Below are 14,726 nucleotides of genomic sequence, written 5' to 3'. Positions count from 1 at the left end.
CCTGATGACCGCCGGTAAAGCGGGAACCGGCACCCTGATGGGAGCGGAAGCGGGGGAGGCGCCGGAGGCGATCGCCCGGCTGCTCGCGCGCAATGCGCCGACCGTCCGGGCGCTGGCCGAGCGGCTGCGTGCCGCCCCGCCGCCGGTGATCATCACCATCGCGCGTGGCTCGTCGGACCATGCCGCGACCTATGGCAAATATATCCTGGAAACGAAGACCGGCGTGCCGGTGTCGTCGGCCGCGCCTTCCGTGGCATCGATCTTCGAGACGCCGATGAAGGTGCGAGGAGCCCTGGTCATCGCCATCTCGCAGTCGGGGCGCAGCCCGGACCTGCTGGCGACGGTCGAGGCGTATCGCGCGGGTGGCGCGCATATCGTGGCGCTGGTCAATGACGAGGAATCGCCGCTGGCGACGGGTGCCGACACCTTCCTGCCGCTGTCCGCCGGACCCGAAAAGGCCGTCGCCGCGACAAAGTCCTGCCTGACCGCGCTGGCCGGGCTGGCACAGCTCGCCGCCGCCTGGGCCGGTGACGAGACGCTGGAGGCCGCGCTCGCCGAACTGCCGGGTCAGGTCGAACAGGCGCTGGGTCTCGACTGGTCCCCTGCGGTTGAAGGTCTGCGCGACGTCAGCCAGATGTTCGTGCTGGGTCGCGGTTACGGTTACGGCGTGGCACAGGAAGCTGCGCTGAAGCTGAAGGAAACCTGCTCGATCCAGGCCGAGCCGTTCAGCGCCGCCGAAGTGCGCCATGGCCCGATGCGGATCGTGGAGCCCGGCTATTCGGTGCTGGGCTTTGCCACCTCGGATGTGGCGGGCGAGGATGTGAAGGCGGTCGCCGACCAGTTCGCGGAGCGTGGCGCCAAGCCGTTCGTCGCGGGGCAGGGCGGTGCGCTGCCCATGGTCGCGGGCCACCCCGCGCTGGAGCCGATCGCGATGCTCGCCAGCTTCTACCGCATGGTCGAGGCGCTGGCGCTCGCCCGTGGCATGGACCCCGACTCGCCGCCGCACCTACAGAAAGTGACCCGTACGCTATGACCCGCTTCCGCTTCATCAATGGTCATGTCGCGACGGCGGACGGCGTCCTGCTGGGTGCGGAGATCGTCGTGCAGGGCGACCGGATCGCGTCGATCGGCGCGGTGGAGGGCGCTGGTCAGAGTGGGGCTGACACGATCGACCTGAACGGCGGCTGGGTCGTGCCCGGCTATATCGACACCCAGGTCAATGGCGGCGGCGGCGTGCTGTTCAACGATCGCCTCGACGTGGACGGCATCGCGACCATGGCGGCGGCGCATGCCGTCTATGGCACCACCGCGATGCTGCCGACTTTGGTCAGCGAAACGCCCGACAAAATCGCCCGCGCGCTCGACGGCATCGATGAAGCGATCGAGGCCGGGGTGCCCGGTATCGTGGGTATCCATGTCGAGGGACCGGTGCTCAACCCGGCGCGGAAAGGTATCCACGACCCGGCGCGCTTCCGCGATCTGGACGAGGAGATGGTCGCCGTCCTGACCCGCCCGCGTCGCGGCAAGGTCATGCTGACCATCGCGCCCGAGCGGGTGCCGGTCGCCACGATCGAGCGGCTGGTCGCGGCGGGCGTGCTGGTCAGCGCGGGGCATAGCGAGGCGAGCTATGAGCAGGCGATGGCGGCGTTCGATGTCGGCCTGTCGGGCATCACCCATCTTTACAACGCCATGCCCGCGATGCAGCAGCGGGTGCCGGGGCTGGCGGGCGCGACGCTCGACGATCCGCGTCCCTATAGCGGCCTGATCATCGACGGTTTCCACGTCTCCGCGCCGATGCTTCGTCTGGCGTTGAAGGCGCGGCCTTTCGACAAGCTGATGCTGGTCACCGATGCGATGTCGTCGGTGGGCGCGGTCGAGAAGGACTTCGTCCTGCACGGGCGGCATATCGACGTGTCGGGCGGCAAGTGCACCTATGCCGACGGCACGCTGGCGGGTTCCGACCTCGACATGGGCTCGGCGGTCGCCAATGCGGTCGAGCAATTGCGCATCACCGTCGATCGGGCCGCCGCCATGGCCGCGACCAATCCGGCGGCGTTCCTGGGCCTCAGCCATGAGCGTGGTTCGCTCGCCCCCGGCCTGCGCGCCGATTGGGTGGTGCTCGACGCCGCGCTGAAGCCGGTCGAGACCCGTATCGCCAAGCCAGAGAGGATTGCCGCATGACCGTCGCGCGCCGCGAACTGCTGCTGCTGGGCAGCGCCGTCGTCGGACTGGTCGGGGGGATCGCCCCCATGCCCGTCTTCGCCGCACGGCGCCGCCCGGCGGATGGAGCCGGCGCGCTTCCCATGCCCGAACCGGTCGACACGCTTCCCGCCGCCCTGCCGGTGCAGGACCCGGCGCGCGTGCTGATGGATCGCGGTTGGATGTTCTATGAGGGCGATGTCGAGCCTGCGCCGCTGGAAACGCATGACGCGACCTATGCCTCGGTCAAGGCGGGTAATGCGCGCGGCGCCGCGGCGGTCGATTTTGACGACAGCGACTGGCAATCGGTCGACCTGCCGCACGACTGGGCCTCGTTCCAGCCGTTCGAGAAGACCGCCAATGTCGCGCAAGGCTATCGCGCGCGCGGCATCGGCTGGTATCGCCGCACCTTCCGGCTGGACCCCGCGCTTCGCGGTCGCCGGATCGAGCTGGAGTTCGGCGGCGTCGCGACCAATGCCACCGTATGGGTCAATGGCAGCGTCGTCTCGCACAATTTCTCGGGCTACAGCGCGATCCGCATCGACCTGACGCCTTTCGCGCGGTTCGGGGACGAGGCCAATGTCGTCGCGGTCCGCGTCGACGCCAATGCCATGGAGGGCTGGTGGTATGAGGGCGCCGGGCTCTACCGCCATGTCTGGCTGGGCGATTATGCGCCGGTGTCGATCGCGACCGACGGCGTGCATGGCGATCCCCGCCGCCGCGCCGATGGCGGCTGGCATGTCCCCGTCACCACGACGCTGACCAGCATCGCCCCCACGGAAACCCCGATCACGGTCGAGGCCCGGCTGCTCGATCCGCAGGGCCGCGTGGTCGCCACGGGTCAGGCGCAGGCGAGCGTGCCGTCGCTGGACGAGGGGACCGCGACGCTGGACCTGCCGGTCAGCGATCCGACGCTCTGGTCGATCGAGCGGCCGACGCTCTACACCCTGCATGTCCGGCTGCTCCGCGATGGGCAGATGGTCGATGAGCGCCGCGTGCCGATCGGCTTTCGCACCATCCGCTTCGATGCGGACAAGGGCTTTTTCCTCAACGAAAAGCCGGTCAAGCTGAAGGGCGTCTGCCTGCATCAGGATCATGCGGGCGTGGGCACCGCGATCCCCGATGCGCTGATCGGCTGGCGGTTGGAGCGGTTGAAGGCGATGGGCTGCAACGCGGTCCGCTCCAGCCACAATGCGCCGACGCCGGAGCTTCTCGACTGGTGCGACCGGCTGGGTCTGGTCGTGATGGACGAGAACCGCCAGTTCAACCCCGCGCCCGAATTTCGCGCGCAACTGGAATGGCTGGTCCGCCGCGACCGCAATCATCCCAGCGTCATCCTGTGGTCGGTCTTCAATGAGGAACCGATGCAGGGCACGCCCTCGGGCGTCGAGATGGTCAAGCGGATGGCCCACTGGGTGCGTGCGCTGGACGACAGCCGCCCGGTGACGGCGGCGATGAACGGGGCGTTCTTCAACCCGATCAACGTCGCGCAGGTCGTCGATGTGACCGGGTTCAATTACTATCAGGGCGATTACGACCGCTATCATCAGCTCAATCCGACCAAGCCGATGACCAGCTCGGAGGATACCAGCGCCTTCATGACGCGCGGCGCGTTCGAGAGCGACCCCGCGCGCCACATCGCCTCCAGCTATGACGACGAGGCGGCAAGCTGGGGCGCGACGCACCGTATCGCATGGAAGAAGATCGCCGACCGGCCCTATGTCGCGGGCGGCTTCGTGTGGACCGGCTTCGACTATCATGGCGAGCCGACGCCCTATGAATGGCCGACCATCGCCAGCTTCTTCGGCATCATGGATCTGTGCGGCTTCCCCAAGACCGCCTTCGATATCCACCGTGCCGCCTGGGTCGATGATCTGCCGGTGGTGGCGATCGCCCCGCACTGGACCTGGCCGGGGCGTGAGGGCAAGCCGACCAAGGTCATGGTCCTGTCCAATGCCGAGCGCGTCGTCCTTCGCCTGAACGGCAAGACGGTGGGCGAGGCGGCGGTCGACCGGCTGATGGGCAATGAATGGACCGTGCCGTACGCGCCGGGCCGGATCGAGGCGATCGCCTATCGCGACGGGCGCGAGGTGGCGCGGACCGCGCATGAGACCACCGGCGCGCCGGTCGCGCTCCGCCTGACCCCGGCGCGCACCGTGATGGCGGGCGATACCGAGGATGCGCAGGCGATCACCATCGACGCGGTCGATGCCAAGGGGCGCCACATCCCCACCGCCAATCTGATGAGCCGCTTCACCATAGACGGCGGGGCGATCATCGGTGTCGGCAATGGCGATCCCAACAGCCACGAACCCGAAAAGGGCAATCAGCGCTCGCTGTTCAACGGTCTAGCGCAGATGATCGTGCGGCCCGATACCGGGCGTGGGCGGATCGTGATACGGGCGACGGCGGACGGGTTGAAGCCGGCCACCCTGCGGCTCGATCGGCTGGGCGTGGTCCCGCGCGCGCAGGTGCCGGTGGCGGCGGGCGACATGGACCTGCGCGATTGGCGGCGGTCGGAGCGGCAGGATACCAGGCCCTCGCCCGATTTCGCCCCCGCCTCGAACGACAATAACGGCTGGGCCTTTGTCCGGGCGGGCACGCCGACCCCGGCGGAGGCGGCGGGATACCGCGTCTATCGCACCGTGATGACGCCGCGCCATGCGGTGGCGGCGCGGGGCGGCGAGATCCGCTTCGCCTCGGTCGGCGGCATGGCCAGCCTGTGGGTCGATGGGAAGATGGTCGCGGAAAAGCGAGATCCGCAGCCCGGCCCGCTCGTCGCGCCGCTGGCGCCGGGGGCGGGCAAGCGGACGATCGTCCTGATCGTCGCGGGGCTGGGCAATATCGAGAGCGGCCTGCTGGGCCGGGTGTCGGTGCGCGACCGCTGACCGGCGGCGCATGTTCGACCGACAGAGGAAGCGATTTGGCGAAAGTGACTGCAATGAGTGACCTGACCGTTTTTGCTCCTCTGGCGGGTTGGGTGACGCCGCTGGCGGATGTGCCGGACGCGGTTTTCGCCGAGAAGATGCTGGGCGATGGCATCGCGATCGACCCGGTGAACGACACGCTCTGCGCCCCCTGCGACGCGGTCGTCCTGACCGTGCACGAGGCGGGGCACGCGGTCACCCTGCGCAGCACCGATGGCTATGAGCTGATCTGCCATATCGGCATCGACACCGTGTCGCTGGGCGGCCAGGGGCTGACCCCGCACGTGCAGGCGGGGGCGAAGGTGCTGGCGGGGCAGCCGCTGATCCGCTTCGACCTCGACCATCTGGTCCAGAACGCGCCCGCGGTGGTGACGCCGATCATCGTCGCCGATGCCACGCGCTATGGTGTCGAGTTGATCGCCAAGGGGCTGGTCGCCGTCGGCGATCCGCTGTTGCGCGTCGTGCCGCTCGCGGGTGAGGCCGTCGAGAGCGTCGCCGGTGGCGAGACGCTGGTGCAGGAAACGGTCGTCGCACTGTCGCACGGCCTTCACGCCCGCCCCGCCGCGCGACTGGTCGAGGCGGTGCGGCGGCATGAGGCGAAGGTCACGCTATACCATGGCGATCGCCATGCCTCGGCGCTGAGCGCGGTCGGATTGCTCGGGCTGGGCCTGGGCCATGGCGCGACGGTTCGGATCGAGGCGAGCGGCGCGCAGGCCGCCGTCGCGCTGGCCGATGTCATTGCGTTCCTGAACGACGCCACGGTGGAAGAGACTCCGATGGAGGCGCCCGAACCTGCCCGTGCCGAGGGGCCGGGGCTGGGCGGCGTCCCCGCCGCGCCGGGGCTGGCGGTGGGACCGATCCACCGCCTGACCCGTGCGGCCATCCCGGTCGAGACGGTCGCCGGATCGGCGGACGAAGAAGCCGCGAAGCTGAACGATGCGCTGGCCCGCGTCCGCGAAGGGCTGGAGCAGGCCGCCACCGCCGGTGGCGCGCGTGGTGGGGTGATGGCCGCGCACGGCGCGATGCTGTCCGATCCGACGCTCGGCGAGGCGGCATCGGCGGCGATCGGCCGGGGCCTCAGCGCGGGCGTGGCGTGGCAGGAGGCGATCGCCGAACAGGTCGCGATTCTTCTGTCGAGCGGCGACCGGCGCATTGCCGAGCGGGCCGACGATCTGCGCGATCTGGAACGTCATGTCCTGGCCGCCCTGGCCGGATTGCCGATCGAGGGGCCCAGCGTCCCCGCCGGGGCGATCCTGGTTGCCGAAGACCTGCTGCCCAGCCAGGTCGCCGCGCTCGACGCCGCCAGCGTCGCGGGCATCGCGCTGGTCCGGGGCGGGCCGACCTCGCACGCGGCCATATTGGCGGCGGGCATGGGCCTGCCGATGGCGGTGGCGTTCGGCGATCCGCTGGCGGTATTGGAGGATAGCCGCGTCATCATCCTCGACGCCGATCGTGGCCTGATCGATCCCGACGCGGATGCGGAGGCGCAAGCGGAGGTGCGCGACACCATCGCCCGCCGCAAGGCCGAGATGGAGGCCGCCCGCGCCGCGCAAGGTCCTTGCCGCACGCTCGACGGCACCCGGATCGAGATGTTCGCCAATCTCGGCTCGGTCGCCGATGCCGAGGCGGCGGTGCGGGAAGGCGCGGAGGGCTGTGGCCTGTTGCGCACCGAATTCCTGTTCCTGGACCGCGCCACCGCGCCGACCCGCGAGGAACAGGCGAAGGATTATCAGGCGATCGCCGATGCGCTGGGCGACAGGCCGATGATCGTCCGGCTGCTCGACGTCGGCGGCGACAAGCCCGCGCCCTATATGGACCTGCCCGTCGAGGAGAACCCGGCGCTGGGCCTGCGCGGCATTCGTGTGTCGCTGGCCGATCCGCAGTTGCTGGAGGATCAGGTCGGGGCGATCCTGTCGGTCCGCCAGCCATGCCGGATCATGGCGCCGATGGTCGCCAGCCTGTCGGAACTGGAGGCGGTCCGTGCGGTCGTCGAGCGACAGGGTGGAAAGGCCGAGGTCGGTGTGATGATCGAAACGCCCGCCGCCGCGATCTCCGCCGATATCCTCGCGCGCAAGGCGGACTTTTTCTCGATCGGGACCAACGACCTGACCCAGTACACGCTCGCCATGGATCGCGGCAACGCGGCGGTGGCGGCGGGGGTCGACGGCCTTCATCCGGCGGTGCTGCGGCTGATCGGTGCGACCTGCGACGGCGCGGCGCGAAACGATACGCCGGTGGGGGTGTGCGGATCGCTCGCCGCCGACCGGCTGGCGGTGCCCATCCTGCTGGGGCTGGGCGTGACCGAATTGTCGGTGCCCCCGGCGCGCGTCGCCGCGATCAAGGCGCTGGTCGGCAAACTCGACCTCGCGCGTTGCCGCGCGGCGGCGATGCAGGCGCTCGCGCTGCCCTCCGCCCCGGCGGTGCGCGCGCATATCACCAAGATGCTTCAGGAGATCGGCGCATGAGCTCGCCCATGGCCTCGCTTCAATCGCTCGGTCGGGCGCTGATGCTGCCCATTGCGGTCCTGCCGGTGGCGGGCTTGCTGCTCCGGCTGGGGCAGCCCGACCTGCTGAACATCGCCTTCATGGCCAATGCCGGCAATGCGATCTTCGACAATCTCGGCCTGTTGTTCGCGGTCGGCGTCGCCACCGCCTTTGCCCGCGACGGCAATGGCGCGGCGGCGCTGGCGGGGATCACCTGCTACCTCGTCACCATCAAGGGCGCCGAGACGCTGGTCGTGCCGCCGCCGGGTACCGGTGCGGGGCTGGCCAAGGATATCGCCGCGACGATCGATGCCGCGTGGCGGACCAAGGCGGTTCACAAATTCGACGTGCCGGTCGGGATCGTCGGAGGATTGATCGGCGGCAGCTTCTACAATCGTTTCGCCACGATCAAGATGCCGGAATATCTGGCTTTCTTTGGCGGTCGGCGGTTCGTGCCGATCATCTCGGGGATTGCGGGCCTTGCGCTGGCGGGCCTGCTGGGCGTGGCGTTCGGGCCCGTCAATGCCGGGATCGATGGCCTCAGCCAGGGCGTGGTGCAGGCCGGTGGCCTGGGGCTGTTCGCGTTCGGCGTGCTCAACCGGCTGCTGATCGTCACCGGCCTCCATCATATCCTGAACACCGTCGCCTATTTCGTGGTCGGCGACTTCCACGGCAAGACCGGCGACCTGAACCGCTTCTTCGCGGGCGACCCGACGGCGGGCGCGTTCATGAGCGGTTTCTTCCCGGTCATGATGTTCGGCCTGCCCGCCGCCTGCCTCGCCATGTATCACGAGGCGCTGCCGGAGCGGAAGAAGGCGGTCGGCGGGATGCTGTTCAGCCTGGCGTTGATGTCGTTCCTGACCGGCGTGACCGAGCCGATCGAATTCAGCTTCATGTTCCTCGCGCCCGTCCTCTACGCCTTCCACGCCGTTCTGACCGGCCTGTCGGAAGCGCTGATGAACGCGCTGGGCGTGCGGCTGGGCTATGGCTTTTCGGCCGGGCTGTTCGACTATGTGCTGAACTTCGGACAGGCGACCAAGCCGTTGCTGCTGATCCCTGTCGGGGCGGCCTATGCGCTCATCTATTATGCCGTGTTCCGCTTCGCCATTCGCCGCTGGAACCTTCAGACGCCGGGCCGCGATGTCGAGGCGGTGGCCGAGGGCGATACGGCGAACGAGGCCGGGTCTGCGGTCGAGGGCGGGCGGGGCGCCTCCTTCGTCGCCGCGATGGGGGGCAGCGCCAACCTGACCGAGGTTGCCGCCTGCACCACGCGCCTGCGCCTGATCGTGGCCGATCCGGCCCAGGTTGACGAGCCCGGATTGAAGCGACTGGGCGCGCGTGGCATATTGCGACCCTCTGCGAACGGGGTGCAGGTCGTGCTGGGTCCGGTGGCCGATACGGTTGCGATGGAGATGCGGGCGGCGATGGAGTCGGGGCCGATCGCGGCGTCGGCGGCGCGTGTAACCGCTTCACCGATTGCCGCCGACCCGGCGGTATCCGCCCCCGTGGCCGCGAAGCCGGAAACTTTGCCCGATGCGCTGGCGCGCGTCCTGGGCGGATCGGACAACATTCTGTCGGTCACCCGATATGCCGGGCGTTGGCGCGTCGAACTGAAGGACGACGCCAAGGTTGCGGCCGAGCTTCCGTCGTCTGCGCGGGGGCTGGCGCGCGTCGGGCGGAACGTCGTTCATCTGCTCGACGGTTAAACTAAGTTGGATTTAAGTTTATGATATTGCCGCCCATTGGGCAATCGGAGTAGGCGTCGCGGAACGTTGCATGGAGCGATTCCGACCGGGCGGTACTGGGATCGCGATGGAGATTCCCGCTTGATTATGGATAGGGTTGCCGACGTTGACGACAAGCGCCTTTACCGCGCGCCGGCGTTGGAAAAGGGGCTGGACATACTCGAACTGCTGTCGGCCGAGGAAAGCCCCCTGACGATGAGCGCCATCGTCAACCGGCTGGGGCGGTCGACAGGCGAGTTGTTTCGGATGATCCAGGTCCTCGAACATCGGGGTTACGTGACGCAGGGTCCCGATGGTTATGTCATGACCTCGCGCCTGTTCCATCTGGGGCTGAAGCGCCCACCGGTCCGCAGCCTGATGGAACAGGCGCTGCCCGAGATGCGACTGTTGTCGGATCGGATCGGCCAATCCTGTTATCTCGCGATCGCATCGGGTGCCGCTTCGTCGGTGATCGCGCGCATGGAGGCGGACACCACCGTCGGTTTCTCCGTACGTGTCGGCTATCGCCGTCCCATGCACGAGACGCCCTCGGGCATCCTGCTTTACGCATTCCAGCCGGAGGCGACCCGCCGGGCTTGGGAGGATATGTTCGATCCGCCCTTATCCGAACAGGCGCTGAGCGAATTGCGGATCGAGGCGGATGCGATGCGGGCACAGGGTTTCGCCCAGGCGGAAAGCGTCGAACTGCTCGGCATGGTCGAACTGGCCGCGCCGATCATGCGGGGATCGCGCGCCTGCGCGGTATTGACGGTGCCCTTCGTCCGCATCATCGACGCAGTCGCCAGCGAGGATGAGGCCCTGGCCGAAATATGCGATGCGGCGAAGCAGGTTTCGGAACAGCTGATCGGCGGCGACCTGCGCGTCTGATCGCGGCTTGTCGCGATCCCGCTTCGCGGCGATAGAGCCCTTGCCCGATGAACAAATCCAGCGGCCCGGACTTTACCGTCCGACCGCCGGATCGCCATGTGCGGTCGGTGCGGAAGCGACAGGGGATTCGTGAGTGCTGCTGAAATATTATAAGGGTTCCTTCCTCTTCACGGCACTCTGCCTGGCGGCGGCGGCGTGGCTGGGTTTCCAGAGCACGGGAAGCCTGCCCGGTACGTTCGGCGTCCTGTGGATCGTCCTGGTGCTGGGCGTGCTGGAGGTCTCGCTGTCGTTTGACAATGCCGTCGTCAACGCGACCGTCCTGCGCGACATGGACGACAAATGGCGGCATCGCTTCCTGACCTGGGGCATCCTGATCGCCGTGTTCGGGATGCGGATCGTCTTCCCGCTCGCCATCGTCGCGATCGCCGCGCATATGGGCCCCATCGAAGCGGTCAAGCTGGCCGCCGGCGACCCCGTCCGGTATGAACAGATCATCACCTCGGCCCATGTCGGCATTTCGGGGTTCGGCGGCAGCTTCCTGGCGATGGTCGGCCTCAACTTCTTCCTCGATGAGGAGAAGGAAGAACATTGGATCGGCCCGATCGAGCGTCCGCTGACCGCATTGCGCCGGATTTCGGGACTGGCGATGGGGATCGTCCTGCTCGCGCTGTACGGTATCGGCCAGTTCATTCCGGCGGAAGAGGCGATGACCTTCCTGACGGCGGGCATCTTCGGCCTGCTGACCTATATCGTGGTCCATGCCATCGGCGTGCTGCTGGAAGGCGATGGCGACGCTGTGACGGGGGCGGCGGCGCGGTCGGGGTTCGCGGCCTTCCTGTATCTGGAAGTGCTGGACGCCAGCTTCTCGTTCGACGGGGTGATCGGCGCCTTCGCCTTGTCGAACAACCTGTTCATCATCGCATTGGGTCTGGGCATCGGCGCGATGTTCGTCCGATCGATGACGATCATGCTGGTCGATAAGGGGACGCTGACCCAATATCGCTATCTGGAACACGGCGCCTTCTATGCCATCGTCGCGCTGGCCGCGATCATGCTGTTGTCGGTACGCTTTCACATTCCGGAGACGATCACCGGCCTGATCGGCGCGACCCTGATCGGCCTGTCCTTCTGGGCATCGGTGCGCAGCAATCGCCGGCATCCCGAACAGGCGCTGGAGGAGGCTCAACCGGTCCGCCCGTCCGGCAAATCGCTCGGCGAGTAATCACTCGCGGTCGGCGACGGAACCCTTTGCCCCGGCCGGGGATTTGCTCGTTGTCTGCCACGGGAGGGATCGCGCCATGTCGGTGTCCGCCATCGATACGCTGAGACAGCCAAGGCCGAGCAAGGATCGCCCCGCGCTGACGAGCCTGTTCCTGAAGGAGCGCGGGCGCGAGACGATGACGCCCGAGGAGATCGCGACGCTGGAAAACAGCGTGGACGAGGTTCGCTCCATCCCCGCCCGCACCATCGTCATCCGCCGGGACGAGCGCGTCCGCAACAGCAGCCTGCTGCTAGAGGGCGTGATGTGCCGTTACATGGACGACCGGCAGGGCAATCGGCAGATCGTGGCGTTTCACGTGCCCGGCGATTTCGTCGACCTGCACGGCTTTGCGATGCGGTATCTGGATCATGACGTCGCGACGCTTACCCCGACGCGGGTGGCCCTGGTCGGGCATGACCGGCTGGAGCAGATCGTCGAGCAGCAGCCGCGTCTGACCCGTCTTTTGTGGTTCTCCACCTTGCTCGACGCCGCGATGCACCGTGAATGGGTGTTCCGCCTGGGACGGCTGGAAGCGGATGGGCGCGTGGCGCATCTGTTTTGCGAGCTTCATGCGCGGCTGGCCATGGTGGACCTGGTGCGGGACGGCATGTTCCGCTTTCCGGTGACCCAGATCGACATCGCCGAGGCGGCGGGCGTCACCCCCGTCCATCTCAACCGCGTCCTGCGATCACTGCGGGAGCGGGGGCTGATGACCTTTCGCGGCGGCGAGGTGCATATCCAGGATATCGCGGCGTTGACCGCGCTTGCCGATTTCGACCCGGCCTATCTTTATGGTGGCGGACCGACGCTGGAAGGATCGGGGTCGTGACGCCGCCTGTCGCCGGAGCGCCGGTGCATAGCGAGGCCGGGCTGGCGACGGCGGAACAGGGGATCGTGATGCTCGACGGGCCCAACGGCGTGGCGGTGTCGATGACCCCGTCCGCCGCGCTGGCGACGGGCGAGGGGCTGGTCGCTGCCGCCCGACTGGCGGAAAAGCAGCAACGCAAGGGATAAACTGTGCCGCCGCCGGACTTTACCTCATGGGCCCGGGGCTTATGGTGATGACGCGTCTTTCATGACCGGGAGTTCACTTTGCGTCATCTGCCCCATGCCGCCGCTCTGGCGGCCCTTATGAGCACCTCCGCCACGGCCAGCCCGCCTCAAGCGGCTCAGGCCCCCGCCACCAACCCGCTGCTCAGCCCCTGGACCGGCCCCTATGGCGGCGTGCCCCCTTGGGACAAGGTGAAGCCCGAGCTGTTCCCGGCGGCCTTCGCGGCGGCGCTGGCCGAGCGGCGGGCGGAGTATGAGCGGATCGCCAACGATCCTGCCAAGCCGAGCTTCGCCAATACCTTCGTGCCGATGCAGAATGCCGGGCAGACGCTGAACCGCGTGATGACGCTGTTCGGGGTGATGACGGGCAATATGAACTCGCCCGCCTATCAGGCGCTGGACCGCGAATGGTCGCCCAAGCTGGCCAAGGCGTCGGACGAGATCACCTTCAACCCCAAACTGTTCGCGCGGATCGAGGCGATCTACAAGGCGCGTGACACAAGCGGCCTGGACGCGCAGCAGAAGCGGCTGGTCACGCGCACCTATGACAGCTTCGTGCGGCAGGGCGCGAAGCTGACCCCGGCGCAGAAGGCGGAACTGTCCGCCTTCAACCAGAATCTGGCGATCAACTTCAGCGAGTTCTCGCAGCGGCTGCTGGCGGATGAGGGCACGGCGATCATCGTTACCGACGAGGCGCGGCTGGCGGGCCTGCCCGACAGCGTGAAGGCGGTCGCCAAGGCGGCGGCGGCCGAGCGCGGACAGCATGGCTGGGCCATCGTCAACACGCGCTCGGCGGTCGACCCGGTGCTGACCTTCGCCACCGACCGGGCCCTGCGCGAGCAGGTGTGGCGTGCCTTCACCAAGCGCGGCGACAATGGCGACATCAACGATACCAAGGCGACCATCGCCCGCATCGTCCGCCTGCGCGCCAGCCGCGCGCATCTGCTGGGGTTCAAGACCCATGCCGACTGGCGGATGCAGGACACGATGGCCAAGATCCCGGCCGCCGCGATGGACCTGATGATGCGCGTCTGGCCCGCCGCCAAGGCGCGCGTCGCCGAAGAGGTCCGCGACATGCAGGCGATCGCCGATAAGGAAGGGGCGAAGATCACGATCGAGCCCTGGGACTATCGCTTCTATCAGGAGAAGGTCCGCAAGAGCCGCTACGACCTCGATCAGGCCGAGCTAAAGCCCTATTTCGAGCTGAACAACATCATCCAGGGTTCGCTCTATGCCGCGAACCGGCTCTATGGGCTGGAGTTCAAGGAGATCACCGGCACGGTCCCGGTGTTCGAGCCGAACATGCGCGTCTGGCATGTCACCCGCAACGGCAAGGAAGTGGGCCTGTTCTACCGCGACGATTTCGCGCGGACCGGCAAGCGTTCGGGGGCCTGGGCGAACACCTATCGCGGCCAGCGCAACCTGCCGCCGGTGCAGACTGTCCTGTCGTCGAACAACAACAACTTCGCCAAGGGCGCACCCGGCGAGCCGGTGCTGATCAGCCTGGACGATGCCGAGACGCTGTTCCACGAATTCGGCCACGCGATCCATGCGATGCTCCAGAACGTCACCTATCCGGGGCTGGCGGGCACGCCGCGCGACTTCGTGGAATATCCCAGCCAGGTGAACGAGCATTGGCTGCTGACCCGCGACGTGCTCGACAAATATGCCCGCCACTACAAGACCGGTCAGCCCATGCCGCAGGCGCTGCTCGACAAGATCGAGGCGTCGAAGACCTTCAACCAGGGTTTCGCGACGACCGAATATCTGTCCTCGGCGATCGTCGACATGAAGCTGCATACCATCCCCGACGGCGTGGTCGATCCAGCGGCGTTCGAGGCGGCGACCCTTCGCGAGATCGGGATGCCTGGGCAATTGGTGATGCGGCACCGCCTGCCGCAGTTCAATCACCTGTTCTCGTCGGACAGCTATTCGGCCGGTTACTATAGCTATCTCTGGTCGGAAACGATGGACGCCGACACCTTCGCCGCGTTCGAGGAAGCCGGGAGCCCTTGGGACAAGGCGACGGCGGATCGCTTTGCGCGCATCCTGTTGTCGACCGGCAACGAAACGGACCGCGCCGAAGCCTATCGCGCGTTCCGGGGCCGCGACCCGGACGTGAATGCGCTGCTCAAGCAGCGGGGTTTCCCGACGAAGTAAACCTGATCCTCCCCAAGCTCGCTTGGGGAGGGGG

Annotated in this window: 10 protein-coding genes; all 10 read left to right on the top strand. The window is 67.6% G+C overall.

Features of this window, described 5'->3' with window-relative positions; all coding sequences use genetic code 11:
- The first annotated feature begins 4 nt into the window (after positions 1-4).
- The 10 genes from OXQ33_RS05515 to OXQ33_RS05470 all read left to right on the top strand — a co-directional run bounded on the left by OXQ33_RS05515 (position 5) and on the right by OXQ33_RS05470 (position 14,692).
- Complete coding sequence (locus OXQ33_RS05515; protein ID WP_267433711.1) at positions 5-1,033, top strand: SIS domain-containing protein; 1,029 nt, start codon at positions 5-7, stop codon at positions 1,031-1,033.
- Positions 1,030-2,181, top strand: coding sequence for an N-acetylglucosamine-6-phosphate deacetylase (gene nagA, locus OXQ33_RS05510; RefSeq protein ID WP_267433680.1), 1,152 nt, complete (start codon positions 1,030-1,032; stop codon positions 2,179-2,181). Before OXQ33_RS05515 ends, nagA begins: the two co-directional genes overlap by 4 nt.
- Positions 2,178-5,087: a beta-galactosidase GalA gene (gene galA, locus OXQ33_RS05505; RefSeq protein ID WP_267433679.1), complete on the top strand. Its 2,910-nt coding sequence runs from the start codon at positions 2,178-2,180 to the stop codon at positions 5,085-5,087. The genes nagA and galA overlap by 4 nt, the downstream gene beginning before the upstream one ends.
- Positions 5,088-5,140: 53 nt before the next feature.
- On the top strand, positions 5,141-7,591 hold the full coding sequence (gene ptsP / locus OXQ33_RS05500) for a phosphoenolpyruvate--protein phosphotransferase (protein ID WP_267433678.1): 2,451 nt from the start codon (positions 5,141-5,143) through the stop codon (positions 7,589-7,591).
- Positions 7,588-9,315, top strand: a complete 1,728-nt coding sequence (gene nagE / locus OXQ33_RS05495; RefSeq protein WP_267433677.1) for an N-acetylglucosamine-specific PTS transporter subunit IIBC — start codon at positions 7,588-7,590, stop codon at positions 9,313-9,315. The genes ptsP and nagE overlap by 4 nt, the downstream gene beginning before the upstream one ends.
- Positions 9,316-9,441: 126 nt before the next feature.
- Complete coding sequence (locus tag OXQ33_RS05490) at positions 9,442-10,221, top strand: helix-turn-helix domain-containing protein (RefSeq protein WP_267433676.1); 780 nt, start codon at positions 9,442-9,444, stop codon at positions 10,219-10,221.
- A gap of 136 nt (positions 10,222-10,357) precedes the next feature.
- Complete coding sequence (locus OXQ33_RS05485) at positions 10,358-11,443, top strand: DUF475 domain-containing protein (RefSeq protein ID WP_267433710.1); 1,086 nt, start codon at positions 10,358-10,360, stop codon at positions 11,441-11,443.
- Positions 11,444-11,519: 76 nt separating this feature from the next.
- Positions 11,520-12,311: a Crp/Fnr family transcriptional regulator gene (locus tag OXQ33_RS05480; protein WP_267433675.1), complete on the top strand. Its 792-nt coding sequence runs from the start codon at positions 11,520-11,522 to the stop codon at positions 12,309-12,311.
- A complete protein-coding gene (locus tag OXQ33_RS05475) occupies positions 12,308-12,496 on the top strand; it encodes a hypothetical protein (protein ID WP_267433674.1) in 189 nt (62 codons plus the stop codon). The genes OXQ33_RS05480 and OXQ33_RS05475 overlap by 4 nt, the downstream gene beginning before the upstream one ends.
- A 117-nt stretch (positions 12,497-12,613) precedes the next feature.
- On the top strand, positions 12,614-14,692 hold the full coding sequence (locus OXQ33_RS05470) for a M3 family metallopeptidase (protein WP_267433673.1): 2,079 nt from the start codon (positions 12,614-12,616) through the stop codon (positions 14,690-14,692).
- Positions 14,693-14,726: the final 34 nt, after the last annotated feature.

The organism is Sphingomonas sp. GM_Shp_1 (assembly GCF_026540895.1).
In the GTDB taxonomy this organism is placed as follows: domain Bacteria; phylum Pseudomonadota; class Alphaproteobacteria; order Sphingomonadales; family Sphingomonadaceae; genus Sphingomonas.
Note: the sequence above shows the minus strand (reverse complement) of the source record. Positions and strands in the feature narration are given on the sequence as shown.